Raw genomic sequence first — 25,768 nt, forward strand, 5'->3', positions numbered from 1 at the left:
GCCGACCATGACCCGATCATTGCGCGTCCTCTATATCGGCCTGTTCCTGGTGGTGCTGCTCGCCCTGGGCGCCTGGTCGTTGCGCGGTTTCTTCGGCTTCAGCACCAATGCCGACGCCACCGTGCTCAACGGCCGCTGGACCAAAGCCGTCGAGACCCACTACGACGAACAGTTCCCGATCAAGCGCCTGGGCACCAACCTCTGGGCCGCGCTGGACTACAAGCTGTTCAATGAAGGCCGCCCCGGCGTGGTGCTGGGCCGCGATCACTGGCTGTACAGCGACGAGGAGTTCAACCCCGCCGTCAACGAAGAGCAGAACCTGGAGGGCAACTACGCCCTGGTCGAAGGCGTGCGCCAGCAGCTCAAGGCCCAAGGCATTCAACTGGTGCTCGCCATCGTGCCGGCCAAGGTGCGCCTGTACCCGGAACACCTGGGTGACGTGAAACCGGCGAGCATCCACGCCAACCTGTACCAGGCCTTCCACGCCCGTGTCGCCGCCGACAAGATCCTCGCCCCCGACCTGCTTGGCCCGCTGCAACAGGCCAAGCTCGGCGGCCAGCAAGTGTTCCTGCGCACCGACACCCACTGGACCCCGGACGGTGCCGAAATCGCCGCCAAGCAACTGGCCAAGGCGATCGCCGACAAGGCCCCACTGAGCGGCGAACCGCAGCGTTTTGTCACCGAGGCCGAGAAAACCGCACCGCACAAGGGCGACCTGCGCCTGTTCCTGCCGCTCGACCCGCTGTTCGAAAACCTGATGCCGCCCAAGGAGCCGCTGGAAAAACGCGTTACGCATCTGGCCGAAACCAAAGGCGACGACGCGCTGTTCAGCGACAGCGAAACCCCGGTGGCACTGGTCGGCACCAGCTACAGCGCCAACCCCAACTGGAACTTCGTCGGGGCGCTCAAGCAAGCCCTGGGCAGCGACGTGATCAGCTACGCCGAAGACGGCCATGGCCCGATCCTGCCGATGCTCAGCTACCTCAAAAGCGATGACTTCAAGAACCGCCCGCCCCAGGTGCTGATCTGGGAGTTCCCGGAACGCTATCTGCCTGTCAACAACGAAATCGGCGATGCCGACCCGCAGTGGGTCGCGCAACTCAAACAAGCCGGTGCGCGCCAACAGAACATGGCACTGAACACTCCAGCTAAACACCCAAAATCCGAGACGCCCGAACGGGCGCAAAACTGAAAGAGAGGTAACTCACATGACTTTCACTACTACTCCGCGTCGTCTCGCCAAGACCCTGGCCCTGGTTGCCGGCATGAGCGTTGTATCGATGTCCGCCTTCGCCGGCGGTGACGCCGCCTTGTACGGCCCTGTCGCCCCGAAAGGCTCGAGCTTCGTGCGTGTCTATAACGCCTCCAATCAGGAAGTCAGCGCCACCGTCGGCGCCACCAACCTGAGCGAAGTGGCCCCGTTGGCCAGCAGCGACTTCAGCTTCATGCCCGGCGGCGACTACAGCGCCAAGGTGGGCAGCCAGACCGTGTCGGTCAAGCTCGCCGCCGACCACTACTACACCCTGGTCAACAACAGCAGCGGCCAGCCGCAGTTGATCGAAGAACCGCCGTTCAAGAACAAACAGAAATCCCTGGTGCGCGTGCAGAACCTCAGCGACAAGGCCCTGACCCTGAAAACCGCCGACGGCAAGACCGACGTGGTCAAGGCCGTCGCCGCCAAAGGCCGTGGCGAGCGTGAAATCAACCCGGTGAAGGTCAGCCTGGCGCTGTACGACGGCGACAAGAAAGTCGGCGACGTGAAACCGGTAGCCCTGGAGCGTGGTGAGGCGGCGGTGCTGTATGTCACCGGCTCCGGTTCAAGCCTGTCGCCAGTGTGGGTGAAACGCCCCGTGTCGACCCGCTAAACATTTCTCGGACTGACAGCAACCCACTGTAGGAGCGAGCTTGCTCGCGAAAATCGCCACTGATGACGCGGGCATTCTGGATGTACGCGGTGTCTGGAAGTTCTTCGCGAGCAAGCTCGCGCCTACAGAGGGCAGAGGCGTCAGTTCGGACCGAGACAAAAACAAGAGTGGAACGACAAACCTTCGTAGCTCTGACCCAAATCGATTCAAGGAGAAACAGCATGATCCCAGTAATCCTTTCCGGTGGTAGCGGCTCACGTCTTTGGCCGCTTTCGCGCAAACAGTTTCCTAAACAGTTCCTGGCCCTGACCGGCGAGCACACGCTGTTCCAGCAAACCCTGGAGCGCCTGGTATTCGATGGCATGGACACCCCAATCGTGGTCTGCAACAAAGACCATCGGTTCATCGTCAACGAGCAACTGAGCGTGCGCAAGCTGGAAGCCCAGCGCATCCTGATGGAACCCTTCGGCCGCAACACCGCGCCAGCCGTGGCGCTGACCGCGATGATGCTGGTCAACGAAGGCCGCGATGAGCTGATGCTGGTGCTGCCGGCCGACCACGTGATCGACGACCAGAAAGCCCTGCAACGCGCCCTGGCCCTGGCCACCGTGGCCGCCGAGCGTGGCGAGATGGTGCTGTTCGGCGTGCCGGCGACCCGTCCGGAAACCGGTTATGGCTACATCAAGTCCGCCAACGATTCGCTGCTGCCCGAAGGCGTGAGCCGCGTACAACAGTTCGTGGAAAAACCCGATGAAAAACGCGCCGTCGAGTTCGTCAAAAGCGGCGGCTACTTCTGGAACAGCGGCATGTTCCTGTTCCGCGCCAGCCGCTTCCTCGAAGAGCTGAAAAAGCACGACCCGGACATCTACGACACCTGCGTGCTGACCCTCGAACGCAGCGAGCAGACCGCCGACACCGTGACCTTCGACGAAGCCACCTTCGCCTGCTGCCCGGACAATTCCATCGACTACGCGGTGATGGAAAAAACCCAGCGCGCCTGCGTGGTGCCGCTGAGCGCGGGTTGGAGCGACGTGGGTTGCTGGGCGTCGCTGTGGGCGGTCAACGATAAAGACGTCAACGGCAACGTCACCAAAGGCGACGTGGTGATCCAGGACAGCAAGAACTGCATGATCCACGGCAACGGCAAGCTGGTGTCGGTGATCGGCCTGGAAAACATCGTGGTGGTGGAAACCAAGGACGCGATGATGATTGCCCACAAGGACAAGGTCCAGGGCGTCAAGCAGATGGTCGCCACCCTCAACGAACAAGGGCGCAGCGAAACTCAGAACCACTGCGAAGTCTACCGTCCGTGGGGCTCCTACGACTCGGTCGACATGGGCGGGCGCTTCCAGGTCAAGCACATCTCGGTCAAGCCGGGCGCGTGCCTGTCGCTGCAGATGCACCACCACCGCGCCGAACACTGGATCGTGGTCAGCGGCACCGCCGAAGTCACCTGTGACGAGAACGTGTTCCTGCTCTGCGAGAACCAGTCCACCTACATCCCGATCGCCTCGGTACACCGCCTGCGCAACCCGGGCAAGATCCCGCTGGAGATCATCGAAGTGCAATCGGGCAGCTATTTGGGCGAAGACGATATCGAGCGGTTTGAGGATATCTATGGTCGCTCGACGCCGGTGGAACGTGGCGTGTCGGTGAAAACGATCGCGCAGTAATACAGTCCTGCAAGAAGCCCTCGCCCAAGCCATTGCGTCCCCTATCCGCAGTGGTTTGGGTGGGGGCTTTTTGTTTGGGATTTGCGCTGGTTGTGAGGGCCTCATCGGGGGCAAGCCCCCTCCCACATTTGAATGTATTCACAGATCAAAGGTGGGAGGGGGCTTTTTGTTTGGGATTTGTGCTGGTTGTGAGGGCCTCATCGGGGGCAAGCCCCCTCCCACATTTGAATGTATTCACAGATCAAAGGTGGGTGGGGGCTTTTTGTTTGGGATTTGTGCTGGTTGTGAGGGCCTCATCGGGGGCAAGCCCCCTCCCACATTTGAATGTATTCACAGATCAAAGGTGGGTGGGGGCTTTTTGTTTGGGATTTGCGCTGGTTGTGAGGGCCTCATCGGGGGCAAGCCCCCTCCCACATTTGAATGTATTCACAGATCAAAGGTGGGAGGGGGCTTTTTGTTTGGGATTTGTGCTGGTTGTGAGGGCCTCATCGGGGGCAAGCCCCCTCCCACATTTGAATGTATTCACAGATCAAAGGTGGGAGGGGGCTTGCCCCCGATGAGGCCCTCCCGGCCACCGCAGCACTCAAGGTAGCCAATCCCACCTACGCTTAAGTTAGGATGCTCGTTCCCTATTCGAGGTGGTCTCCATGTTCTTCGGCGTTCTCCTGATCATCACCTGGCTGGTCCTGTTGCTGCGCTACCCGGCCAAAGCCCTGCCCGTATCGCTGGCCGCCGCTGTGGGCCTGGGGCTGGTGGCCGTGTGGGTGGTGTGGCTGGACAATCGTGAAGCGTCGCAACTGGCGCGCCTGGAGCTGCGCATTGTCTACGCCCCGCAGGACTGCCCGGCCGACCGCCCACTGAAGCTGACCCTGAACAACGGCAACGACGTACCGCTGACCGAACTGCGCTGGCGCGTCGCTGCCTATGCGCCGGGCGATACGGTCAACCTGGCCGACAACGTCTATGCTGCCCCACGCTATCGCGGCCCCGGCGAGTTGCAGGCCGGCGCCACCTGGGACGACTGCCTGCCCACCCCGCCGTTGCGCCCTGGCTACCGCCCGCAAACCCTGGAATTTCGCGCCGAGCATTTGCAAGGCAGCTTCTCGGACTGACAAAGGACCGATCCATGCCCAACGTACTCATCACCGGTTGCTCCAGCGGCATCGGGCGCGCCTTGGCCGAGGCCTTCAAATCCGCCGGCTTCGACGTGTGGGCCAGCGCCCGCCAACCGGAAGACGTCGCCCGCTTGTCCGCCGCCGGCTTCAATGCGGTGCAACTGGACGTCAACGACAGCGCCGCCTTGCAGCACCTGGCCGAGCAGTGGGGCGAGCTGGATGTGCTGGTCAACAACGCCGGCTACGGCGCCATGGGCCCGTTGCTCGACGGCGGCACCGAGGCGCTGCAGTGTCAGTTCGAAACCAACGTGTTTTCCATCGTCGGCGTGACCCAGGCGTTCTTCCCCGCGCTGCGTCGCGGCAAAGGCCTGGTGGTGAATATCGGCAGCGTTTCCGGGGTGCTGGTGACGCCATTCGCTGGCGCCTACTGCGCCTCCAAAGCCGCCGTGCATGCCTTGAGCGATGCCCTGCGCATGGAACTGGCGCCGTTTGGCGTGCGGGTGATGGAAGTGCAACCGGGCGCAATCGATACCCGCTTTGCGAAAAACGCCGGGGCCCAGGCGGAGCTGTTGATCAACGAACAATCGCCGTGGTGGCCGTTGCGCGAAGGCATCCGCGCACGCTCCCGGGCCTCCCAGGACAACCCGACACCGGCCAGCCGATTTGCCAGCCAGGTCCTGAACGCCGTGCAACAACCGACACCGCCCCGCTTATTGCGCGCGGGCAATGGCAGTCGGGCACTGCCGTTGATGGCGGCGTTACTGCCCAAAGGGTTGTTGGAAAACGTATTGAAGCGACGCTTTGGTTTGAATAGGAGTTTGTAAATGATCGACTACAGCGACTTTTTCGAGGAAGTGATCCAGACCCACGTCGAGATCGAACAGTGGTTCGCCGGGGTGGCGCCTGAAGGCACGCTGCAAAGGCTGCTCGCGCGCTTCTCGCCGGAGTTCAGCATGATTGCGCCCTCCACCGGCACACGCATGAACGCCGCGGGGGTCAATTACCTGTTCACCCGCCTGGGCGGCCAGCGGCCAGGGTTGAAGATCACCTTGAGCGAACTGAGCGGCATTGACCGGCATGCCCGCGGCGCCGTCGTCAGTTACCGCGAACATCAGATCGACGACAGCGGCACCCAGACCGATCGCCGCGCCACGGTGGTCTTCGAGAAACAGGCCAGCGGCGCACTGCTGTGGCGCCATTTGCACGAGACGTACTGCCAGGCCTGAACCGCCAGGCAACACCCCGCCAGTATGCGCGCAAGCCTCCCCCCGCTTGCGCGCACAGCCCATCGCCCTGAGTCCCCCGCTCATTGGCGGCAATACAATTTCGCTACAGAACTGAACGGACACTCTCGCTAGAGTGACGCGCTGACTTCTGACTCAACACGCTCAGACCTCATACCTCGCTTGTCGTTGATCGCTGTTCGCGTCGATTTGACACAGCCGTTCCGGTACCTCTTGGGTGACCCCTATCAAGCCTTTAAACAAATCGCGCGCCTGTCGGACGCTGCTCACACTGTCACTGGGGTTAACTGCGGTGACAGGCTGTTCGGTCGCACCTCTGCCCGCGTTGAAACCGCCCGCGCCAGAGGCATGGCGCAATGCACCGTCCCCACTGGCGCCGGCCAAGCCCGACCTCAATCGGTGGTGGCACGCCTTCAATGATCCTGAACTCGATACCCTGGTGGATCAGGCATTGCACAACAACCTCGACGTCGCCGCCGCAGTCGAGCGCCTGCGGGCTGCGCGTGTGCTGAGCCAGCATTCGCAAGCGCCCTATCTGCCCTCGCTCGGGATCAAGACCCACGACGCGATAAGCCCCGACACCAGCAGTTCGTACTTCCTGATCGGCTTCGATGCACAGTGGGAACTGCCACTGTTCGGCGCCAGGCAGAGCACGGATCGCATCGCCGAGGGCAACCAGGCGCTGGTGGCCGCCGACTTGCGCAGCGTCCAGGTGTCGCTGGTCGCCGAAGTCACCCGGCATTGGGTTGAGCTGCGTTCGGCGCAACACGCCGAACGCGCGCTGACGGCCATTCGTGACGCTCAGCAGGAAAAACTGGCGCTGCTGCGTGTGCGCGAGCAACTTGCCCTGGCGCCGCACGCTGACGTGGCGGGCGCCGAGGCGGAACTGGCGCGGGCCGAGATGCAGCTGAGCGGGCCGCAACAACGGATCCACCGCCATGCCCAGCAGTTGGCGCTGTTGTCGGGTCGGCCAGAGCCCGACCCGCGCTGGCTGCAGCCCGGACCGCAGCCCACGCTCGGCCAGTGGCAACTCAACAACGTGCCGGCGGACCTGCTGCGCACACGCCCGGAAATTGCCAACGCCGAGGCCGAGGTTCTTGTGGCCGCCGGGGAGTTGGGGATGAGCCGCGCCGATATCTACCCGCATCTCAGCCTGGGCGCTTCGTTGCAGTGGTCGCTGAACATTGCCAGCAACCGCAAGCGCACGCCCAGCGGCAACAGCATTTTCTCGGCCGGGCCGGGGATCAGCATCCCGTTGTTCGACTGGGGCCAACGTATCGCCACCGCACGCGCGAAAGACCACCTGTTGCAGGCAGCGGTTCTGACTTATCGCCAGGCCGTGTTGCAAGGCGTTGCCGAAGCCGAAATCGCCCTGGGCGACCTCGAACAAACGCGCCTGCGCGAGCACGCCTCGCGCCAGGCCCATAAGGCGACGCAGACGCGCCTGGAGGCCTTGCAGCAACGCGAGCGCCTGGGGCTCATGAGCCCACTGGAGCTGACGAGCGCCCGCGTGCAGGCACTGCAAGCCATGCGACAGGCCGACAGCGCCAGCACCGAACGGGACATCGCCTACATCGCGCTTTATAAAGCCCTGGGCGGCGCACCGTTACCGAACCCGACAGTGAAGGATGCTGACTGATGGTGGCGCTTGCCCGTCTGACACTGATCCACGAATGGCGGCGCTTCCTGCCCGCGATGATCGCCGTAGGCTTCGCGGGGCTGCTGCAGTTGCTCCAGGCCGCGCTGGTGCTGGGTATTTTCGGCAGTGCCAGCGTCTATATCACCGGCTCTACGGCGGACCTCTGGGTCGGTTACCCCGGCACGCAAAGCGTCAACCTCGGAAGACCGATCGATGCCGGCGTGGAAATGCGCCTGCGCATGGACGCCGATGTCCTGCGTGTCGAGTCGTTTCGCTGGGTCGACGCCGATTGGCGCGGTGCGCGAGATACCGGTGGCGTGTCGGTGTTTGTCAGCGGCATCGACGTCGGGCCAGACGGCCTGATGTTTGCGCGCGCCCTGCCGACGGCACTGCGCGCCCGCCTCGCCGAGCCCGGTGCGGTGATCGTCGACCGCGCCGATCTGAGCACCCTGGGCGTGAACCTGGGGGACGCCGCGACCATCAACGGGCAACGTGTGCGCGTGGTGGGCGTCACCAGCGGCCTGCGCGCGCTGGGCGGGGTCAATGTGCTGGCGTCGCTGGCCACCGCCCGGCAGCTCGACACCACCACCGCGGCAGACCGCATCACCTACCTGGTGGCCAAAGTGCGCGATCCCGCTCAGGCCGGTGCGGTTGCCGCGCGCCTGAGCAACGGCCCTGCGTTCGGCAACTATTCGGTATGGACCGCACAACAGTTCGCCCAGCGCTCGCAGATGTATTGGATGTTCGACACCGGCGCCGGTGCCGGCGTGCTGTTTCTGGCCGCGATTGTGTTCCTGGTGGGCGCGGTCATCACCAGCCAGACGCTGGTCGCCGCCGTCGTCGGTTCCATCCGCGAGTACGCCACCTTGAACGCCCTTGGCGTCGGCGTGAATGCCCTGCGCAAAGTGGTCATGGAGCAGGCTTTCTGGGTCGGGGCACTGGGGCTGCTGGGCAGTTCGGTGCTCGCCGGCCTGTTCTTCGCCCTGGCGGCGCACTACAACGTGCCGGTGCAGCTTTCGCCCGTCGCGGCCCTCGCCTGCCTGTGCCTGAGCATGCTCCTGGCACTCGTGTCGGGCCTGGCGGCCATCCGCACCTTACGCCACGCCGACCCGGCCAGCCTTCTGAGATAGCACTGCCATGAGTCTCCTGACATCCGCCACACCCTTCACGCTGCAAGCCAGCAGTATCAGTAAATCGTTCACCTCGGGGCGGGTCGTAACCCCAGTGCTGCATGACATTACCCTGGCGATACGGCCCGGCGAACTGACCCTGATCTCAGGCCCGTCCGGCTGTGGCAAAAGCACGCTACTGGCGATCCTCAGCGGCCTGCAGCAGCCCGACCGCGGCAGCGCATCGGCCCTGGGGCACAACCTTTCAAGCCTCGACACGCGGGCCCTGGAGAATTTTCGCCTGCGCCACACCGGCTTCGTATTCCAGGGGTTCAACCTGTTTCCGGCGTTGACTGCGCAGCAACAGGTCGAGCTGCCCTTGAGCTACCTGGGGCTGCCGAGCACGGAAGTCCGAGCGCGCGCCATTGAGGCGCTGGAGGACGTCGGGCTGGGCTCGCGCATGCAACTGCGCCCGGCCGAATTGTCCGGCGGCGAAAAGCAGCGCGTAGCCATTGCACGCGCCGTGGCAAAGGCCCCCGAGTTGTTGTTCGCCGACGAACCGACCAGCGCCCTCGATGCGGCCAACGGCCAGATCGTGATCGATATTTTGCACCGCATCGCCCGCACGCGTGGCACCACGGTGCTGTGCGTCAGCCACGATCCGCGCCTGATCAGTAATTGCGACCGCGTGCTGACCATAGAAGACGGCCGCATTTTGAACGATCAATCCCTTCCCTTCCAACCGGCCGCTATGGTCGGAACCCAGGAACACTCTGTATGAACGCACGCCCGCTTCGCTCTTGGCTGCTTCTGAGTACCGCACTTGTATTGCTGAGCGCCTGCTCCCGTGAAGATGCGCCTTCCACGCCGACGTCAACGGCGCCAACCTACCTGGCCGTCGCGCGCGGCCGTATCGATGTGGAAGGCGGTTTGCTCAAGCTCGGCGCGAGTCGCAACGGCGTGGTCGCCGAGATCAAGGTGACGGAAGGCGAGCAGGTCAAGAAAGGCCAACTGCTCGCCACCCTGGACAGTGAACTGGCACAACTGGCCGTCGCCGCCGCACTGACCGAGCAACGCCAGGTGCAGATCCAAGCCAAACAGTTGGCAAGGCAGCTCAAGTTCGCCGAGCAGCAGGCCAGCCGCCTGACCGCCGCCGCCAAGGCAGGCGCCGGCGACAGCCAGAGTGCCGATGGGGCCCACGAGGCCGCCGAGCGCTTGCGCGACGAGATTGAAAAGACTCAGACAGACGCCGAAGTCGCCGCGAGAAAGCTGACGGCGGCACGCTACGAACTGGCGCAACACAGCCTGCGTGCGCCGGTCGACGCCGAGGTGGTTCGGCGCCTGATTCAACCCGGTGCCGCAGTGTCTGCACAGTCCGGGCCGGCTTTCGTTTTGTTGCCGAACCAGGCGCGTATCGTAAGGGCTGAGCTCAACGAGTCATTCACCGGTGCGGTGCGCCCCGGGATGAAGGCCGAAGTCACCGATGACAGCGCCGATGGTTCAGTGGCACTGACCGCCCATGTGGTGCGGATCAGTGCGGTATTGGGCAACAGCACCCTGGAAGACGACGCCCTGGTCAGGGCCAATATGCGTACCGTTGAATGCATATTGGCGTTCGATCAGCCGGCGCCGCCGTCTCTGCGCGTGGGGCAGCGCATGCTGGTGCGGTTTGGGCCGTAGCTAATCGTCACGACCCGCCCCGACAGAGGTTCAGTGCTGGATAGAGTCGACAATCACCGTGCAGGTAATCCCCGCCGCCAACAACACGCCTTCGGGCACTTCATCGATATGAATCCGCACCGGCACGCGCTGGGCCAAGCGCACCCAGTTAAAGGTCGGGTTCACGTCGGCGATCAGCTCGCGGCTCTCGGGGTTGTCGCGGTCGTAGATGCCGCGGGAAATGCTTTCCACATGGCCCTTGAGGGTTTCGCCGCTCATCAACTGCATATCGGCCTTATCGCCGACCTTGACGTGGGGCAGTTTGGTTTCTTCGAAGAAGCCATAGACCCAGAACGAGTTCATATCGACCACGGCCATCTTGGCTTCGCCGATGCGCGCGTAGTCACCGCGATGCACGTTGAGGTTGGTGACGTAGCCGTCGACGGCCGCCACCACTTGCGTGCGTTTCAAGTTCAGTTCGGCGGCTTCCAGTTGTGCCTGGGCGTGCTGGTAGTCGGCGAGGGCCGAGTCGGCGACGTTGCCGGCGTCGTCGCGGTTTTCCCTGGAGATCACCAGCGCGTCGAGGTCGGCGCGGCGGTGGGCGTTGTCCTTGCGCATTTCCCAGGTAGCTTTGCGCGATGCAACAAGGGCTTGCGCCTGTTTGACGGCGAGGCGGTAGTGTTCGGGGTCGATCTGCATCAGCAGGTCGCCCTTTTTCACCAACTGGTTGTCACGCACCGGCACGTTGACCACTTCGCCGGTGACGTCGGCGGCGACATTGATGATGTCGGCACGCACGCGGCCATCGCGGGTCCAGGGGGTTTCCATGTAATGCACCCACAGCGTGCGGCCAATCCAGATCGCCAGAGCCAGAACCAGCAAGGTCGCGAGCAGGCTGAAAAACTTTTTCATCGGGGCATTCTCAACGGTAGACGGTCAGCGCCAGGGCGCCGAACAGGCAAACGAACAGGCTCAGGCGCAGCAACGCCGGGTGCCAGAAAAAACGGTACAGATCGAACCCCCCCAGGAAGCGGTCCAGCGCCCAGGCCAACCCCGCCGCGATCAAAAACATCAGGGTCACGGTCGGCATGTAAATGCCGTGGAACGCGATTTCACGAGGCATGCCCAGCTCCTTTCAACATAAGCGCGCCTTGGGGCTTGTAGGCCGCCAGCGGCGATTGCGGGTCCAGCAGCGAAGTGCGGATGAAGTGCAGGTAGCTTTTCACCCGACGCAGGGCCGAGGTATCGAAGTGCGGCGCGAAGGGTTCGTCGGTCGCCTGCACGCGGCTGATCGCATGGTCGACGGCAATCAGCCCGCGCTCCAGGTTGCTGGCGCTGGGTTGCAGGAACAGGCGCACCAGTGAGCGGCCCATCACGCGGATCGCCTGGCGCCAGGGCTGGGATTCGGCGTAGGCCGGGTGGATCGGCAGGATCGCCTGTTCCTTGCGCAACTCGATGATCGCATGGCCGACTTCAAGCACCACGAACATCCAGCGCAACAGGTTGCGTTGTACTTGCGGCTGGCCGACAGCGAGGCCGTAGGCCTGGTGCAGCAGGTCGCGGGTGCGGCTTTCGAAACTCGACGCAAGGCCCTTGAGCTTGCCGCTGATCGCGTACACCACTTGCTCGCGCAGGTCCTGTTCCAGGCGGCGCCACAGCCAGCGGCTGTTGGGCGGCAGGATGATCGCCCCCGCCGCCGCGCACACCAGCATGCCGATGATCATCGCGATGTAGTCGTTGATAAAGTTGTAGGGGTTGTAGACCGTGAGGTTGTCCGGCACCGAACCGGTGCTGAAAAAGATCAGCAGGCCCACGCCGACCCCGGCGTATTGCGGGCGTGAAGCGAGGAAGGCGCCGAGGATGATCACCGGCGCGAGCATCACGCACAGCAGCGGGAAGCCGTCGATCCAGGGAAACACGAAGAACATTTCGACGAAGCCCACCAGCGCCCCGATCAGGGTGCCGCACGCCATCTGGAACGCCATGCGTTTGGGGTTCGGCGTGGCGGCGGACAGGCCGACGGTGGCGGCGGCGATCATGGTCATGGTCGCGCCGCTCGGCCAGGCGGTCGCCACCCAGTAGCTGCCGAGCACGATCAGGATGAACGACGCCCGCACCCCCGAGGCCACGCAGGCCAGCCAGTTGGTTTTGGGGATGAAGGTTTCGTCCCACTGTTCCCGCGCATGGCTGTGATCGGCCAGGGAGGCGTGGGTCTGTGCGTAGTTGTGCAGGTCGTCGACGAAGCGGTAGAGCAGCTCGTAGGCGGTATGAAAGTCCAACTGCTCGTCTTCGCTCGGGTTGCCTTGCTGGAAGATCGCTCGCAGGCTGCGGACTTTGGCGGGCAAGCCGTCCTTGTAGACGCTCAACTGGTTGACCAGCCGCGCCGCGTCGGGGCTGGTGAGGGCGCGGCCGGAAAACCCGTCGAGTACCTCGGCCAAGTCCTGCAAGCCCGGTTTGATTTCGGCGACAACGTGGTCCGCGGCATCGGCACGCAGGCGTTCGAGCAACTGGTGCAAGGCGTTGAAGCGCGTGGTGATGCTCATGAATTCGCTGTTGAGGCGACTGAGCCGGCCGTTGCGCCGACGCATGTGCGGGTCTTCGAACACGGTGATGCTGCGCAGACCTTCCAGGCCCACGGCTTCGGCGATAAAGCGCACGTTGGTGCTTTCGAAGCTCTCGCGCTGGCTGCGCCCACGCAGGCCGTCGGTGACGAACAGCGCAAATACGCCAAACCGCTGGTACAGCGCGTTGCGCATGGCCGCACTGGAGGTCTGCGGCAGAATCGCCGCACTGACCAGCGTGGAGACCAGAATCCCCAGGGAAATTTCCAGCACCCGCCACACGGCCGCCATGAACGCCCCGTCCGGGTGGGCCAGGGACGGCAGGCCGACCATCGCAGCGGTGTAGCCGGCGAGCACGAAGCCATAGGCGCGAAAGTTGCGGTTGCGCGTGGCGCCAGCGGTGCAGATCCCCACCCAGATCGCCAGCGAGCCGAGGAACAGCTCGGTGTTCTGCGCAAACAAGGCGATCAGGAACACCATCACCGCCGACCCGGCCAAGGTGCCGAGGAAGCGATAGAAGCTCTTGGCGAACACCTGGCCGCTCTGGGGTTGCATCACGATAAACACAGTGATCATCGCGGTGCGCGGTTGCGGCAGTTCCAGACGCATGGCCAGCCACAGCGTGGCGAACGCAGCGATCAGCACCTTGAAGATGTACACCCAGGTCACGCCGTCACTGCGTGCCCAGTCGAAAAAGCCACGGCGCCACTCAAGGGAATACAGCCAGCGCAGCGGTGCAGGCAAGGGAGTCATCAAATCCTACTCAGTGATCGAACACGGCGAGCGCCGCCGGGGTCTTGCTCGGGACAGTCTTGGTGTCTTGCGGAACATCGTTGCCGGCGCCCAGCCCGCCGCCCAGGGCGGTCACCAGATCGGCGTGGGCCGTCAGACGCGCGGCCTGCACCTGCTGCTCGACTTGCTGCTGGCGGAACAACAGGGTCTGGGCGTTCAGCACATTGAGGTAATCGGTAAGGCCGCGCTGGTAGGCGATCATCGCGATGTCGTAGGTTTTCTGCGCCGAGGCCACCGACTCTGCGGCGAAGCCCTTTTGCTTGTCCATGGATTCGCGGCGGATCAACTGGTCGCTGATGCCCTTGAGCGCGTTGACCAGGGTCTGGTTGTAATGCGCCACGGCGATGTCATAGCCGGCGCTGGCTTCACCCAACTGCGAACGCAGGCGGCCGCCGTCGAAGATCGGCAGGGTGATGGCCGGACCGACGTTGTAGTTGAATTTCTTGCCGGCCAGAAAACCCAGCATGCCGCCGCCGGTGGCCATGTAGCCGAGGCTGCCGACCAGATCGACGTTGGGGTAGAAACCGGCGTGCGCGACATCGATGCCACGCGCCTGCGCTGCCACCTGCCAACGGCTGGCGACCACGTCCGGGCGCTGGCCGAGCAATTGCGCGGGCAGGCTGGACGGCAATTTCAGCGGCGCGCCGAGGGACAAGGTCGGACGTTGCAGTCGCGCGCCCTCGCCCGGGCCTTTACCCGCCAACGCCGCCAACTGGTTGCGGCTCAGGGCGATCTCTTCGTCCAGGGCATCGAGTTGGCGATGGGTCTCGGGCAACGGGGTTTCGGCCTGGCTCACATCGAAATGCGTGCCAATGCCCGCGTTCAGGCGTTTATTCGCCAGATCGAGAATCTGCTGTTGCTGGGCCAGCGTGGCCGCGACGATGTCGCGGTTGGCGTAATGCAACGACAGCTGGATATAGACGCGCACTACGTTGTTCTGCAGTTCGAGCTGGGCCTGGCGTGCTTCGGCCACGCTCATGTGCGCCAGGTCGACGGCACGCTCGGTGGCGTTGCTTTCGCGGCCCCACAGGTCGAGGGCATAGCTGAAGCCCAGGGACGTATTGTTGTCCCAGGTGTTGGAACCGCTCAATGCACCCGGGCCGTAGAACTGGTCGTTCGGCCAGTTGTGGCGCTTGAGGGTGGTGTCGCTGTTGATCTGCAGCGACTCGGCCGACTCGACAATCCCGGCCATGGCCCGCGCTTCACGCACACGCGCGGCAGCCATGGCCAGGCTCGGGCTGTCGTGGGTCGCGAGTTCGACCCAGCGGTTGAGCTGGGGATCGCCATAGGCCTGCCACCATTGCGCGGTGGGCCAGCGGGCGTCCCGGGCGGCGCTCTGGATCGCCTCATCGGTGGCCAGGGTATTGGCGCTGAGGGCCTGGTCTTGGGGGGCGATTCCTCCGGTTCCGATGCAGCCGCTGATTGCTAACGATAAGGCCCAAACACTGAGAGTCTTCAGCTCTCTGCTGATGCGACGCGGCACTGCTGCGAATTCCTGAGGTGGGTGATGCAGGGTAGGTGGTGTAATTCTAGGACGCGAGGGGAATGACGATAAGCTGGTATTCCTGTGAATCTTTATTACCGTTCAGGCGATAATCCCTTCGTAGGGATCACTGGTCGGCGTAACTTTCTGTCACAATTTGTCATCTCCCTTGAGAACACCCCATGGACACTTTGCAAAACATGCGCGCCTTCAGTTCTGTGGCCGAAGCCGGCAGCTTCACCGCCGCCGCCGCACAGCTGGACACAACCACCGCCAACATTTCGCGCGCGGTCTCCAACCTGGAGGCCCATCTGCAAACTCGCTTGCTCAACCGCACCACCCGCCGCATTGCACTCACGGAGGCGGGTAAACGCTATTTATTACGCTGCGAGCAAATCCTGGCCTACGTCGAAGAAGCCGAGGCCGAAGCCAGCGACGCCCACGCGCGCCCCGCCGGCCAGTTGAAAGTGCATACCATGACCGGTATCGGCCAGCATTTCGTCATCGACGCCATTGCCCGCTACCGCCGCACTCACCCGGACGTGACCTTCGACCTGACCCTGGCCAACCGCGTGCCGGACTTGCTCGATGAAGGCTACGACGTGTCCATCGTGCTGGCCAGCGAACTGCCGGACTCGGGCTTCGTGTCCCAGCGCCTGGGCATCACCTACAGCATCGCCTGCGCCTCGCCGGACTACGTCAAGGCCAAAGGCTGCGCGCAACGGCCCCACGATCTGCTCAACCACGCTTGCCTGCGCCTGGTCAGCCCGGTGGTCCTGCTGGATAAATGGAGCTTCAACGGCCCTGACGGCCAGGAAAGTGTCGCGATCAACACATCGCCGTTCCTGGTGAACTCGGCCGATGCGATGAAAACCGCCATCACCAGCGGCATGGGCGTCGGCCTGTTGCCGGTGTACGCCGCCATCGAAGGCCTGCGCAACGGCACGCTGGTGCGGGTGATGCCCAACTATCGCTCACAGGAACTGAACCTCTACGCCATTTACCCATCGCGCCAGTACCTGGATGCGAAGATCAAGACCTGGGTGGAATACCTGCGCGGTTCGCTGCCGGAAATTCTCGCGGCGCACCAGGCGGAATTGGTCGCGTATGAGTTGAGCGGCAGCCTGGGCGGCGTGCGGATGGCGAACTGATTTCTGCCAGACGATGATCCAATGTGGGAGGGGGCTTGCTCCCGATAGCGGTAATGAAGTCATGCATGTATTGGCTGACACACTGCTATCGGGGGCAAGCCCCCTCCCACATTTGGATCTCCATGGATCAGATAGAACTCATTTGGCTCTTGCTCTTGGGAGCGGCCTTATAACCAACCTGATCCTGGAAGCTGGACTCGGTCAAAAATGTAGGAGGGGGCAAGCCCCCCCACATTTGGATCTCCATGGATCAGATAGAACTCATTTGGCTCTTGCTCTTAGGAGCGGCCTTATAACCAACCTGAGCCTGGAAGCTGGACTCGGTCAAAAATGTGGGAGGGGGCTTGCCCCCGATAGCGGTAGTGAAGTCATGCATGTACTGGCTGACACACTGCTATCGGGGGCAAGCCCCCTCCCACAGAGGTTCAACGGTGTCCTGACAATTGCCGGCAGGAATGTTAGCTTGCTTGGCATTCTTCCGTAGTCGATGAGCCCGCCTGCAATGAAAAAGACTGTCCTCGCCTTCAGCCGTATCACCCCGGAAATGATCGAACGCCTGCAACAGGATTTCGAGGTGATCGCCCCCAACCCCAAGCTGGGCGACATCAATGCACAGTTCAATGAAGCCCTGCCCCATGCCCACGGCTTGATCGGCGTGGGGCGCAAGCTGGGCCGCGCGCAACTCGAAGGCGCGAGCCGGCTGGAAGTGGTGTCCAGCATCTCGGTGGGCTATGACAACTATGACGTGGCCTACCTCAACGAACGCGGGATCATGCTCACCAACACCCCCGACGTCCTCACCGAAAGCACCGCCGACCTCGCCTTCGCCCTGCTGATGAGCAGCGCACGCCGGGTGGCCGAGCTGGACGCTTGGACCAAGGCCGGCGAGTGGAAAGCCAGCGTGGGCGCGTCGTTGTTCGGCTGCGACGTGCATGGCAAGACACTGGGCATCGTCGGCATGGGCAATATCGGCGCCGCCGTGGCCCGGCGCGGGCGCCTGGGCTTCAATATGCCGATTGTGTACAGCGGCAACAGCCGCAAGCTCGCCCTGGAACAGGAACTGGGCGCACAGTTCTGCAGCCTGGATCAGTTACTCGCCGAAGCGGACTTCGTCTGCCTGGTGGTGCCGTTGAGCGAAAAAACCCGGCACCTGATCAGTCATCGCGAGCTGGGACTGATGAAATCCAGCGCGATCCTGATCAATATTTCCCGCGGGCCGGTGGTCGACGAACCGGCGCTGATCGAAGCCCTGCAAACCCAGCGTATTCGCGGGGCGGGGCTGGACGTGTATGAAAAGGAACCGCTGGCCGAGTCGCCACTGTTCCAACTGAGCAATGCGGTGACCCTGCCGCACATCGGCTCGGCGACCCATGAAACCCGCACAGCCATGGCCAACCGCGCCCTCGACAACCTGCGCAGCGCCCTGCTCGGCCACCGCCCGCAGGATCTGGTCAACCCGCAGGTATGGAAGGGCTGAGATAAGTCAACTTCATCGGCCCATTCCCCTAAAGCCTGGGCCGATGAAGTCGATAACCCTCCATAGATGATCAACCCTGATCCACAGAAGGTTTTTATGTCCACGTCTAAAGCCCGCGCAGACTCACTCTCGCTTCTGCTCTTTACCTTGCGCAGCGGCAAGTTGATGGCCATTAACCTGCTGAAAGTCAGCGAAATCATCCCGTGCCCGCCGCTGACCAAGCTGCCGGAGTCCCATCCGCACGTCAAAGGTATCGCCATGCTGCGCGGCACCTCACTGTCGGTGATCGACCTGAGCCGCGCCCTCGGCGAAATGCCGTTGGAAGACCCGGACGGCGGCTGCCTGATCGTCACCGATGTCAGCCGCTCCAAGCAGGGCCTGCATGTGCAGGCGGTGAGCAAGATCGTGCATTGCCTGACCACCGATATCCGTCCGCCGCCCTTCGGCGCCGGCGGCAATCGCTCGTTTATCACCGGGGTCACCCAGGTGGAAGGCGGGCTGGTGCAGGTGCTGGACATCGAAAAAGTCATCCACGGCATCGCCCCGGCACCGATTGAAATGGCGCCGACCGACTTGACCATGGAAGAGGCCGAAGTGTTGGGCAACGCGCGAATCCTGGTGGTGGATGACAGCCAGGTCGCCCTGCAACAATCAGTACACACCCTGCGCAACCTCGGTCTGACCTGCCACACCGCGCGCAGCGCCAAGGAAGCCATCGACGTGCTGCTGGAACTGCAGGGCACCGTCGAGCAGATCAATGTGGTGGTGTCGGACATCGAAATGTCCGAAATGGACGGTTACGCCCTCACCCGCACCCTGCGCGAAACCCCGGACTTCCAGGACCTTTACGTGCTGTTGCACACCTCCCTGGACAGCGCGATGAACAGCGAAAAAGCGCGCGTGGCCGGGGCCGACGCGGTGCTGACCAAATTCTCCTCGCCCGAACTGACCAAATGCCTGGTGGTGGCCGCCCAGACCGTGGCGCAAAAGGGCCTGTAAGCGGTGGCCGAGTATTTCCAACTGCTACGCCGCGACCTCACCCTCGACCTGCCCGCGCCGCAGTGGCCGGCCGGTACGCAGTTGGATCACTACCGCGACGCATGGGCCCCGGCGATTCACGCGGTGTTGCGCATGACTCAGGCGCAAGGCGGCGGCCACGTCGCCGACCTGCAAACCTGGCAGCGGCAGTTCGTGACCGATGCCGAGTTCGACCCCACGCTGTGCCTGGTGGCGAGCAATGCCGAGGGCATCCTCGGCGTGGCCCAGTGCTGGACCAGCGCCTTCATCAAGAACCTGTCTGTACACCCCTGCGCCCAGGGCCAGGGGCTGGGCCGCGCCTTGTTGCTGCACGCCTTCCAGGTGTTCAAGCAGCGCGGCGAACCCTACGTGGACCTCAAGGTCCTGGAAAGCAACCGACGCGCCCGGAAACTCTATGAAAGCGCGGGCATGGTGTTCGTGCTGCGCGATGTGGTCAGCGAAGACTGACGGGCACTGGCGCACAACTTGCTTTCAGTGCTCCCGAACGTTGAAAAGAGGTGAAAACCCGTCACCGTTCGCGCGAGCCCTCTGACCTAGCCTGGTGACAGATCTGCCATGAACACTCATTTTTCCTGCGTCGGTTGTGGCAAATGCTGCACCGACCACCATGTCCCCCTGACCCTCGCAGAAGCCCGCCAGTGGGCGGCTGACGGCGGCAGCGTGATCGTTCTGGTGGAAGGTTTTCTCGGCAACGGCCTGGGCCTGCCACTGCAACAACGCGAACATGCCGAACGCCGTTCGGCGATGGTGCCCAGCGGCACGACCCAGGCATTCGTGGCCATCACTTTTGCCGCCTACAACCCCGGACGCTGCCGGAATCTTGACGAAGACAACCTGTGCCGCATCTATGAACGCCGACCGTTGGTCTGCCGCATCTATCCGATGGAGATCAACCCGCACATCCCGTTGAACCCTGCCGCCAAGGAATGCCCGCCGGAGTCGTGGGAACAGGGCCCGGTATTGATTGCCGGCGGCGAGTTGATGGACGCGGAACTGGCTGAACTGATCCGCCGCTCGCGCCAGGCCGACCGCGACGATGTGCAGACCAAAGAGGCGGTGTGTGCCCTGTTGGGGATTCGCACCACGGCGCTCAAGGGCGATGGCTTTACGGCGTACCTGCCGCAGATGGATGCCTTTACCCAGGCGATCGAGCTGGCGGAGAGCCAGCCCGGCGTGGCGAATGAGTGGGTGTTTCATGTGTCCGCGATGGACATCGCCGAACAGTTGCTGGACGCGGGGGCACAGCTTGCCACCGAGGTGCCGGCCAACTATGCGTTTATCCCGCTGCGCGCCGCCTAGTCGTTGGGCGCGACGGAAACGGCATCCAGGCGGTAGGGCTGAATGATCCGCTGGTATTCGCCGCTTTGCATCAGTTGTTCAAGGGCGCAGTTGAGGGCATTGCGCAAGGCGGTATCGGGCTTGCGCACCGCGATCGCCACGCCGCTGCCCAGGAGTTCGGCCGAAATCGCGGGGCCGAGGAAGTCAAAGTCCTGGCCATCGACGGTATCGAGCAGCGCCTCACGGATTTCCACGGTGCCTTGCAGGGTCGCATCGATATCCCCCGCCACCAGGCTGCGAGCCAGTTCGTCATTGAGCCAGAAGCTCTTGACGATAACGCCCTTGGGCGCCCACTGCGCTCGGGCGAAGGCTTCGCGATTACTGCCCAGCAACACCCCGACACGCTTGCCCTTGAGCGACCGCACGGTCGGCAGCAGGCCGGATGTTCTGCGGGCGACCAGGCGCGTGGTGAACGGATACAGCTCATCGGTGAAGTTGACCCAGCGCCGACGCGTCGACGTGGGCGCCATGCCCATGATTGCGTCGAACTGCCGGGCCTCCAGGGCCGGGAAGTTTTCCACCAGCACCTGGTCGACCCAGGTGCAACGCACATTCAACTGCACGCACAGGGCATTACCCAGGTCGATGTTCAGGCCGACCAACTGGCCTTGCGGATTGCGGCTCTGGAAAGGCGCGAATTGCGCAGCGACGGCGAAACGGATTTCGCGCCGTGGCGACTCACCGGCGGCAACGCTATCGGCCGCCAGCAATAACGCGAGCACGGCACAAATGTGTATCAGAGCCACAGGAAACATCCTTTTCCGGAAAGTCCAACCTCACCCTCCCGCACCGACGGAAAACGCCGGGGCGGCACGGAGGCTGTGCAAGCTTTCAAGAAACGGTCGTGGCCCTACAATCAGAAATTTCAGCAGACGTTGTAGGCAATAGTCGACACAGCGTGCGACTTATTATTCTCAGCGTTTACCCATCGAACGACGAGTGCCCGGCGGCGCCATGCCTGGGGACTTGGTATGCCCGTTCTTGGCGCCGTTCTTGTACCACGGCTGGGCGGCATTCTTGGCCCCGGCCAGTTCACCCGGCTTGAACGGAAACTTGAACGCCGGGATCTCGGTTTTTTCAACGCTTTCAGCGCTGGCCGGATCGACGAGGTCGGCCGCTTCAACAGGGGGATGTGTCGGGGAAGTCATGGAAGCTCCGGAGCAGGCAAAAATTGATGCGGGGCCAGCTTGCGGGCCACACTGGCGCGCAGTATACCTGCGCCCTCAGGATCTTTAACCACCGCCTGTACGAATGGTCGGCGTTTACTGACAGCGCTGTCAGTTAGCAGTCACCTTGCTGACCGGGTTGACGGGCTATAAAGACACCTCACTCTTCCGTTCCTCTGCCCTGGCACCTCACTTCCATGCAAATTCAACGAAAAACCGCGCTGATCGTCGGAGTCCTCGTGGTGCTGGCGATTGCAGCCTGGGCCCTGACGCGGCCGGCCAAACCCAAACTGGCGGCGCCGACAGCGATCCCGGTACGGGTGGTGAGCGTGGCGCAACAGGACATCCCGCGTTTCGTCAGCGGCATTGGGACGGTGCTGTCGTTGCACAGCGTGGTGATCCGCCCGCAGGTCGACGGCATCCTCACCCGATTGCTGGTCAAGGAAGGCCAGCAGGTCAAGGCCGGGGACCTGTTGGCGACCATCGATGACCGCTCGATCCGCGCCAGCCTCGAGCAGGCCAAGGCGCTGTTGGCGGAAAACCAGGCGCAGTTGCAAGTCGCGCTGATCAACCTCAAGCGCTACAAGGCATTGAGTGTCGACGACGGCGTGTCCAAGCAGACCTATGACCAGCAACAGGCGTTGGTCAACCAACTCAATGCCACCGTCCAGGGCAATCAGGCCGCGATCGATGCGGCAAAGGTGCAGCTTTCCTACACTCAGATTCGCTCACCGGTCAGCGGTCGCGTAGGGATTCGCACGGTGGATGAAGGCAACTTCCTGCGCACGAGCGATGCCCAGGGGCTGTTCTCGGTGACGCAGATCGACCCGATTGCCGTCGAATTTTCCCTGCCGCAACAGATGCTGCCCACTCTACAAAGCCTGATCGCGGCCCCTATCCCAGCCAGCGTCGACGCCTACCTGGGCGCCGACACCGACGGCCAGACCGGCGACCTGCTCGGTGAAGGCCACCTGAGCCTGATCGACAACCAGATCAGTTCCACCACCGGCACCCTGCGCGCCAAGGCCGAGTTCAACAACGCCACGCAGCGCCTGTGGCCGGGGCAACTGGTGACCATCAAGATCCAGACCGGCCTCGACAAAAACGCCCTGGTGGTGCCGCCGACCGTGGTGCAACGTGGTCTGGACGCGCACTTTGTGTACCGGGTCAACGGCGACAAGGTGGAGCTGGTGCCGGTGCAGATCACCTATCAGAACAGCGATGTGACGCTCATCAAAGGCGTACAGGCCGGTGATGTGCTGGTCAGCGATGGCCAGTCGCGGCTCAAGACCGGCGCTCGGGTCGACGTGCTCAAAGAACCGCCGCAAGTGATCCAGACCGTCGACGCCAAGGTGCAACCATGAACGCCAGCCGCTCGCCGTCGGCGTGGTGCGTCGACCACCCGGTCGCGACCCTGCTGCTCACCTTCGCCCTGGTGTTGCTCGGGCTGATTGCCTTCCCGCAACTGGCCATCGCCCCGCTGCCGGAAGCGGAATTTCCGACGATCCAGGTCAGCGCGCAACTGCCCGGCGCCAGCCCGGACACCATGGCTTCTTCGGTGGCCACGCCGCTGGAGGTGCAATTCAGCGCCATCCCCGGCATGACCCAGATGACCTCCAGCAGCGCCTTGGGCTCCAGCCTCTTGACCCTGCAATTCACCCTGAACAAGAGCATCGACACCGCCGCCCAGGAAGTCCAGGCGGCGATCAACACCGCGTCCGGCAAGCTACCCAGGGATATGCCGACCCTGCCGACCTGGAAGAAGGTCAACCCGGCAGACAGCCCGGTACTGATCCTCAGCGTCAGTTCCGACAGCATGCCCAGCACCGAGCTGAGCGATTACGTGGAAACCCTGCTGGCACGGCAGATCAGCCAGATCGACGGCGTCGGCCAGATCAACATCACCGGCCAGCAACGTCCGGCGATTCGCGTGCAGGCTTCGCCCGACAAACTCGCGGCCATCGGCCTGACCCTGGCCGACATCCGCGTGGCGATCCAGCAGTCGAGCCTGAACCTGGCCAAAGGCGCGATCTACGGGGAGAACAGCGTGTCGACGCTGTCGACCAACGACCAGCTTTTTCAACCGGGGGACTACGCCCAACTGATCGTGTCCTACAAGAATGGCGCGCCGGTTCAACTGCGCGATATCGCTAAAGTCATCAACGGCTCGGAAAACGCCTACGTACAAGCCTGGTCCGGCGACACCCCGGGGGTCAACCTGGTGATCTCGCGCCAGCCCGGCGCGAACATCGTCGAGACCGTCGACCGCATTCAAGCGCAACTGCCGCGCCTGCAGGCCATGCTGCCGGCGTCGGTGCAGGTCAGCGTGTTGAGCGACCGCACCAAGACCATCCGCGCCTCCCTGCATGAAGTGGAAGTGACCCTGCTGATCGCCGTGCTGCTGGTGGTGGCGGTGATGGCGTTGTTCCTGCGCCAGCTGTCGGCGACGTTGATTGTGTCGAGCGTGCTCGGGGTGTCGCTGATCGCCAGCTTCGCCTTGATGTACCTGATGGGCTTCAGCCTGAACAACCTGACCCTGGTGGCGATCGTCATCGCCGTGGGCTTTGTGGTGGACGATGCGATCGTGGTGGTGGAGAACATTCACCGCCATCTCGAAGCCGGGCTGGGCAAGCGCGAAGCGGCGATCAAGGGCGCCGGCGAGATTGGCTTTACCGTGGTGTCCATCAGCTTCTCGCTGGTGGCGGCGTTCATTCCACTGCTGTTCATGGGCGGCGTGGTCGGGCGCCTGTTCAAGGAATTCGCGCTGACGGCGACCTCGACCATCCTGATTTCGGTGGTGGTTTCGCTGACCCTGGCGCCGACCCTGGCGGCGCTGTTCATGCGCGCCCCGACCCATCCGGCCCAGGCCAAGCCCGGTTTCAGCGAACGCCTGCTGGCCGGCTATGCGCGCAACCTGCGCCGGGCCCTGGTCCATCAACGCAGCATGCTGGCGATCTTCGTGGTCACGCTGGCGCTGGCGGTGGTCGGCTACGTGTTCATCCCCAAGGGCTTTTTCCCGGTGCAGGACACCGGCTTCGTGCTTGGCACCAGCGAAGCGGCGGCCGATGTGTCGTTCCCGGACATGGTCGCCAAGCACAAGGCCCTGGCCGAGATCATCAAGGCTGACCCGGCGGTGGCAACGTTTTCCCATTCGGTGGGCGTCACCGGCAGCAACCAGACCATCGCCAACGGCCGTTTCTGGATCGCCTTGAAAGACCGCGGCGATCGCGACGTGTCCGCCAGCCAGTTCATCGACCGCATCCGCTCGAAACTGGCGAAGGTGCCGGGCATCGTGCTGTACCTGCGCGCCGGCCAGGACATCAACCTCAGCTCCGGCCCCAGCCGCGCCCAGTACCAGTACGTGCTCAAGAGCAACGACGGCGCGACATTGAATACCTGGACCCAGCGCCTCACCGAAAAACTGCGCGCCAACCCGGCGTTTCGCGACCTGTCCAACGACCTGCAACTGGGCGGCAGCATCACCCACATCAGCATCGACCGCCAGGCCGCCGCGCGCTTCGGCCTGACCGCCACCGATGTCGACCAGGCGCTATATGACGCGTTCGGCCAGCGCCAGATCAACGAGTTCCAGACCGAAATCAACCAATACCAAGTAGTACTGGAACTCGACACCCAGCAACGCGGCAAAGCCGAAAGCCTCAATTACTTCTACTTGCGCTCGCCGCTGACCAACGAGATGGTGCCGTTGTCGGCCCTGGCCAAGGTCGACCCGCCCAGCGTGGGCCCGCTGTCCATCAGCCATGACGGCATGTTCCCGGCGGCCAACCTGTCGTTCAACCTGGCGCCCGGCGTGGCGTTGGGGGATGCGGTGATCATGCTCAACCAGGCCAAGAACGAAATCGGCATGCCGGCCACCATCCTCGGCAACTTCCAGGGCGCGGCCCAGGCGTTCCAGAGTTCACTGGCCAGCCAGCCGTGGCTGATCCTCGCGGCGCTGGTGGCGGTGTACATCATTCTCGGCGTGTTGTACGAAAGTTTCGTCCACCCGCTGACGATCATTTCCACCCTGCCCTCGGCCGGCTTGGGCGCGTTGATCATGCTGTGGCTGCTGGGCCAGGACTTTTCGATCATGGCCCTGATCGGCCTGGTGTTGCTGATCGGCATCGTGAAGAAGAACGGCATCCTGATGATCGACTTCGCCCTCGAAGCCCAGCGGGTCAGAGGCCTGCCGCCGGAGGAAGCGATCTACGAAGCCTGCGTCACGCGGTTCCGGCCGATCATCATGACCACCCTCGCCGCCCTGCTCGGCGCCGTGCCGCTGATGCTCGGCGCAGGCCCCGGTGCCGAGTTGCGCCAACCGCTGGGGATCGCGGTGGTCGGCGGCTTGCTGGTGAGCCAGGCGCTGACGCTGTTCACCACGCCGATCATATACTTGTACCTTGAGCGGTTTTTCCACCGGCCCACACCAACGCCCGCGTTGGCGACCACACATTAAGG

23 protein-coding genes are annotated in these 25,768 nt (G+C 63.3%); 17 read left to right on the plus strand and 6 right to left on the minus strand.

Annotation, left to right across the window (positions count from 1 at the left end; translation table 11 throughout):
• The first annotated feature begins 7 nt into the window (after positions 1-7).
• From C5F70_RS19285 to C5F70_RS19335, 10 genes are all read left to right on the plus strand, one after another.
• A complete protein-coding gene (locus tag C5F70_RS19285; RefSeq protein ID WP_104903880.1) occupies positions 8-1,192 on the plus strand; it encodes an alginate O-acetyltransferase in 1,185 nt (394 codons plus the stop codon).
• 16 nt (positions 1,193-1,208) lie between these two features.
• Positions 1,209-1,865 carry an alginate O-acetyltransferase AlgF gene (locus tag C5F70_RS19290; RefSeq protein WP_104903881.1) on the plus strand — a complete coding sequence of 219 codons (657 nt, stop codon included), beginning with the start codon at positions 1,209-1,211 and terminating at the stop codon, positions 1,863-1,865.
• A 221-nt stretch (positions 1,866-2,086) separates the two neighbouring features.
• Positions 2,087-3,538: a mannose-1-phosphate guanylyltransferase/mannose-6-phosphate isomerase gene (locus C5F70_RS19300; protein WP_046384632.1), complete on the plus strand. Its 1,452-nt coding sequence runs from the start codon at positions 2,087-2,089 to the stop codon at positions 3,536-3,538.
• Positions 3,539-4,185: 647 nt separating this feature from the next.
• A complete protein-coding gene (locus C5F70_RS19305) occupies positions 4,186-4,650 on the plus strand; it encodes a multidrug transporter (RefSeq protein WP_104903883.1) in 465 nt (154 codons plus the stop codon).
• A 14-nt stretch (positions 4,651-4,664) separates the two neighbouring features.
• Positions 4,665-5,477, plus strand: a complete 813-nt coding sequence (locus C5F70_RS19310; RefSeq protein WP_017845898.1) for an SDR family oxidoreductase — start codon at positions 4,665-4,667, stop codon at positions 5,475-5,477.
• The gene (locus C5F70_RS19315; RefSeq protein ID WP_017845899.1) at positions 5,478-5,879 is read left to right on the plus strand and encodes a hypothetical protein; all 402 of its coding nucleotides are present in this window, start codon (positions 5,478-5,480) and stop codon (positions 5,877-5,879) included.
• Positions 5,880-6,189: 310 nt separating this feature from the next.
• Entirely contained in the window at positions 6,190-7,536 is a 1,347-nt protein-coding gene (locus tag C5F70_RS19320) for an efflux transporter outer membrane subunit (protein ID WP_256588297.1), read from the plus strand.
• Positions 7,536-8,666 (plus strand): ABC transporter permease, encoded by a 1,131-nt coding sequence (locus C5F70_RS19325; RefSeq protein WP_017845901.1) that lies wholly within the window; start codon positions 7,536-7,538, stop codon positions 8,664-8,666. The genes C5F70_RS19320 and C5F70_RS19325 overlap by 1 nt, the downstream gene beginning before the upstream one ends.
• A 7-nt stretch (positions 8,667-8,673) precedes the next feature.
• Positions 8,674-9,426: an ABC transporter ATP-binding protein gene (locus C5F70_RS19330; protein ID WP_079442887.1), complete on the plus strand. Its 753-nt coding sequence runs from the start codon at positions 8,674-8,676 to the stop codon at positions 9,424-9,426.
• A complete protein-coding gene (locus C5F70_RS19335; RefSeq protein ID WP_104903885.1) occupies positions 9,423-10,325 on the plus strand; it encodes an HlyD family secretion protein in 903 nt (300 codons plus the stop codon). The genes C5F70_RS19330 and C5F70_RS19335 overlap by 4 nt, the downstream gene beginning before the upstream one ends.
• A gap of 30 nt (positions 10,326-10,355) precedes the next feature.
• Here C5F70_RS19335 and C5F70_RS19340 read toward each other — a convergent pair whose 3' ends face one another.
• The 4 genes from C5F70_RS19340 to C5F70_RS19355 are packed head-to-tail and all read right to left on the minus strand — an operon-like array spanning position 10,356 to position 15,140.
• Positions 10,356-11,216, minus strand: a complete 861-nt coding sequence (locus tag C5F70_RS19340) for an HlyD family secretion protein (protein ID WP_046484565.1) — start codon at positions 11,214-11,216, stop codon at positions 10,356-10,358.
• 10 nt (positions 11,217-11,226) lie between these two features.
• Complete coding sequence (locus tag C5F70_RS19345; RefSeq protein WP_017845905.1) at positions 11,227-11,427, minus strand: DUF1656 domain-containing protein; 201 nt, start codon at positions 11,425-11,427, stop codon at positions 11,227-11,229.
• Positions 11,417-13,618, minus strand: a complete 2,202-nt coding sequence (locus C5F70_RS19350) for an FUSC family protein (protein ID WP_104903886.1) — start codon at positions 13,616-13,618, stop codon at positions 11,417-11,419. The genes C5F70_RS19345 and C5F70_RS19350 overlap by 11 nt, the downstream gene beginning before the upstream one ends.
• Positions 13,619-13,628: 10 nt before the next feature.
• The gene (locus C5F70_RS19355) at positions 13,629-15,140 is read right to left on the minus strand and encodes an efflux transporter outer membrane subunit (RefSeq protein WP_046484572.1); all 1,512 of its coding nucleotides are present in this window, start codon (positions 15,138-15,140) and stop codon (positions 13,629-13,631) included.
• 182 nt (positions 15,141-15,322) lie between these two features.
• Between C5F70_RS19355 and C5F70_RS19360 the strand changes: the two genes are divergently transcribed.
• The 5 genes from C5F70_RS19360 to C5F70_RS19380 all read left to right on the plus strand — a co-directional run bounded on the left by C5F70_RS19360 (position 15,323) and on the right by C5F70_RS19380 (position 20,105).
• A complete protein-coding gene (locus C5F70_RS19360) occupies positions 15,323-16,291 on the plus strand; it encodes a LysR family transcriptional regulator (RefSeq protein WP_017845908.1) in 969 nt (322 codons plus the stop codon).
• Between the two features lie 502 nt (positions 16,292-16,793).
• Entirely contained in the window at positions 16,794-17,768 is a 975-nt protein-coding gene (locus tag C5F70_RS19365; RefSeq protein WP_104903887.1) for a D-glycerate dehydrogenase, read from the plus strand.
• A gap of 96 nt (positions 17,769-17,864) precedes the next feature.
• Entirely contained in the window at positions 17,865-18,767 is a 903-nt protein-coding gene (locus tag C5F70_RS19370) for a chemotaxis protein (protein ID WP_017845911.1), read from the plus strand.
• A 3-nt stretch (positions 18,768-18,770) separates the two neighbouring features.
• Entirely contained in the window at positions 18,771-19,253 is a 483-nt protein-coding gene (locus C5F70_RS19375) for an N-acetyltransferase (protein ID WP_104903888.1), read from the plus strand.
• A 108-nt stretch (positions 19,254-19,361) separates the two neighbouring features.
• Positions 19,362-20,105 carry a YkgJ family cysteine cluster protein gene (locus C5F70_RS19380; RefSeq protein ID WP_104903889.1) on the plus strand — a complete coding sequence of 248 codons (744 nt, stop codon included), beginning with the start codon at positions 19,362-19,364 and terminating at the stop codon, positions 20,103-20,105.
• Here the strand turns inward: C5F70_RS19380 and C5F70_RS19385 are convergent.
• Both C5F70_RS19385 and C5F70_RS19390 read right to left on the minus strand, forming a co-directional pair.
• The gene (locus C5F70_RS19385; protein ID WP_046484581.1) at positions 20,102-20,890 is read right to left on the minus strand and encodes a transporter substrate-binding domain-containing protein; all 789 of its coding nucleotides are present in this window, start codon (positions 20,888-20,890) and stop codon (positions 20,102-20,104) included. The genes C5F70_RS19380 and C5F70_RS19385 overlap by 4 nt on opposite strands.
• A 168-nt stretch (positions 20,891-21,058) precedes the next feature.
• Positions 21,059-21,292, minus strand: a complete 234-nt coding sequence (locus C5F70_RS19390) for a hypothetical protein (RefSeq protein ID WP_017845915.1) — start codon at positions 21,290-21,292, stop codon at positions 21,059-21,061.
• A 215-nt stretch (positions 21,293-21,507) separates the two neighbouring features.
• Between C5F70_RS19390 and C5F70_RS19395 the strand changes: the two genes are divergently transcribed.
• Positions 21,508-22,674, plus strand: a complete 1,167-nt coding sequence (locus C5F70_RS19395) for an efflux RND transporter periplasmic adaptor subunit (protein WP_104903890.1) — start codon at positions 21,508-21,510, stop codon at positions 22,672-22,674.
• The gene (locus C5F70_RS19400) at positions 22,671-25,766 is read left to right on the plus strand and encodes a multidrug efflux RND transporter permease subunit (RefSeq protein ID WP_079442882.1); all 3,096 of its coding nucleotides are present in this window, start codon (positions 22,671-22,673) and stop codon (positions 25,764-25,766) included. The genes C5F70_RS19395 and C5F70_RS19400 overlap by 4 nt, the downstream gene beginning before the upstream one ends.
• The last annotated feature ends 2 nt before the right edge of the window (positions 25,767-25,768 follow it).

The sequence above is a fragment of the Pseudomonas sp. LH1G9 genome, assembly GCF_002949975.1.
In the GTDB taxonomy this organism is placed as follows: Bacteria; Pseudomonadota; Gammaproteobacteria; order Pseudomonadales; family Pseudomonadaceae; genus Aquipseudomonas; species Aquipseudomonas veronii.

Excerpts from the sequence above, each read along its gene's own strand:
- C5F70_RS19370 (WP_017845911.1), top strand. The coding sequence starts at position 17,865 with ATGTCCACGTCTAAAGCCCGCGCAGACTCACTCTCGCTTCTGCTCTTT.
- C5F70_RS19310 (WP_017845898.1), top strand. The coding sequence starts at position 4,665 with ATGCCCAACGTACTCATCACCGGTTGCTCCAGCGGCATCGGGCGCGCC.
- C5F70_RS19395 (WP_104903890.1), top strand. The coding sequence starts at position 21,508 with ATGCAAATTCAACGAAAAACCGCGCTGATCGTCGGAGTCCTCGTGGTG.
- C5F70_RS19325 (WP_017845901.1), top strand. The coding sequence starts at position 7,536 with ATGGTGGCGCTTGCCCGTCTGACACTGATCCACGAATGGCGGCGCTTC.
- C5F70_RS19345 (WP_017845905.1), bottom strand. The coding sequence starts at position 11,427 with ATGCCTCGTGAAATCGCGTTCCACGGCATTTACATGCCGACCGTGACC.
- C5F70_RS19350 (WP_104903886.1), bottom strand. The coding sequence starts at position 13,618 with ATGACTCCCTTGCCTGCACCGCTGCGCTGGCTGTATTCCCTTGAGTGG.
- C5F70_RS19285 (WP_104903880.1), top strand. The coding sequence starts at position 8 with ATGACCCGATCATTGCGCGTCCTCTATATCGGCCTGTTCCTGGTGGTG.
- C5F70_RS19340 (WP_046484565.1), bottom strand. The coding sequence starts at position 11,216 with ATGAAAAAGTTTTTCAGCCTGCTCGCGACCTTGCTGGTTCTGGCTCTG.
- C5F70_RS19315 (WP_017845899.1), top strand. The coding sequence starts at position 5,478 with ATGATCGACTACAGCGACTTTTTCGAGGAAGTGATCCAGACCCACGTC.
- C5F70_RS19300 (WP_046384632.1), top strand. The coding sequence starts at position 2,087 with ATGATCCCAGTAATCCTTTCCGGTGGTAGCGGCTCACGTCTTTGGCCG.
- C5F70_RS19290 (WP_104903881.1), top strand. The coding sequence starts at position 1,209 with ATGACTTTCACTACTACTCCGCGTCGTCTCGCCAAGACCCTGGCCCTG.
- C5F70_RS19400 (WP_079442882.1), top strand. The coding sequence starts at position 22,671 with ATGAACGCCAGCCGCTCGCCGTCGGCGTGGTGCGTCGACCACCCGGTC.
- C5F70_RS19360 (WP_017845908.1), top strand. The coding sequence starts at position 15,323 with ATGGACACTTTGCAAAACATGCGCGCCTTCAGTTCTGTGGCCGAAGCC.
- C5F70_RS19390 (WP_017845915.1), bottom strand. The coding sequence starts at position 21,292 with ATGACTTCCCCGACACATCCCCCTGTTGAAGCGGCCGACCTCGTCGAT.
- C5F70_RS19335 (WP_104903885.1), top strand. The coding sequence starts at position 9,423 with ATGAACGCACGCCCGCTTCGCTCTTGGCTGCTTCTGAGTACCGCACTT.
- C5F70_RS19330 (WP_079442887.1), top strand. The coding sequence starts at position 8,674 with ATGAGTCTCCTGACATCCGCCACACCCTTCACGCTGCAAGCCAGCAGT.
- C5F70_RS19305 (WP_104903883.1), top strand. The coding sequence starts at position 4,186 with ATGTTCTTCGGCGTTCTCCTGATCATCACCTGGCTGGTCCTGTTGCTG.
- C5F70_RS19380 (WP_104903889.1), top strand. The coding sequence starts at position 19,362 with ATGAACACTCATTTTTCCTGCGTCGGTTGTGGCAAATGCTGCACCGAC.
- C5F70_RS19365 (WP_104903887.1), top strand. The coding sequence starts at position 16,794 with ATGAAAAAGACTGTCCTCGCCTTCAGCCGTATCACCCCGGAAATGATC.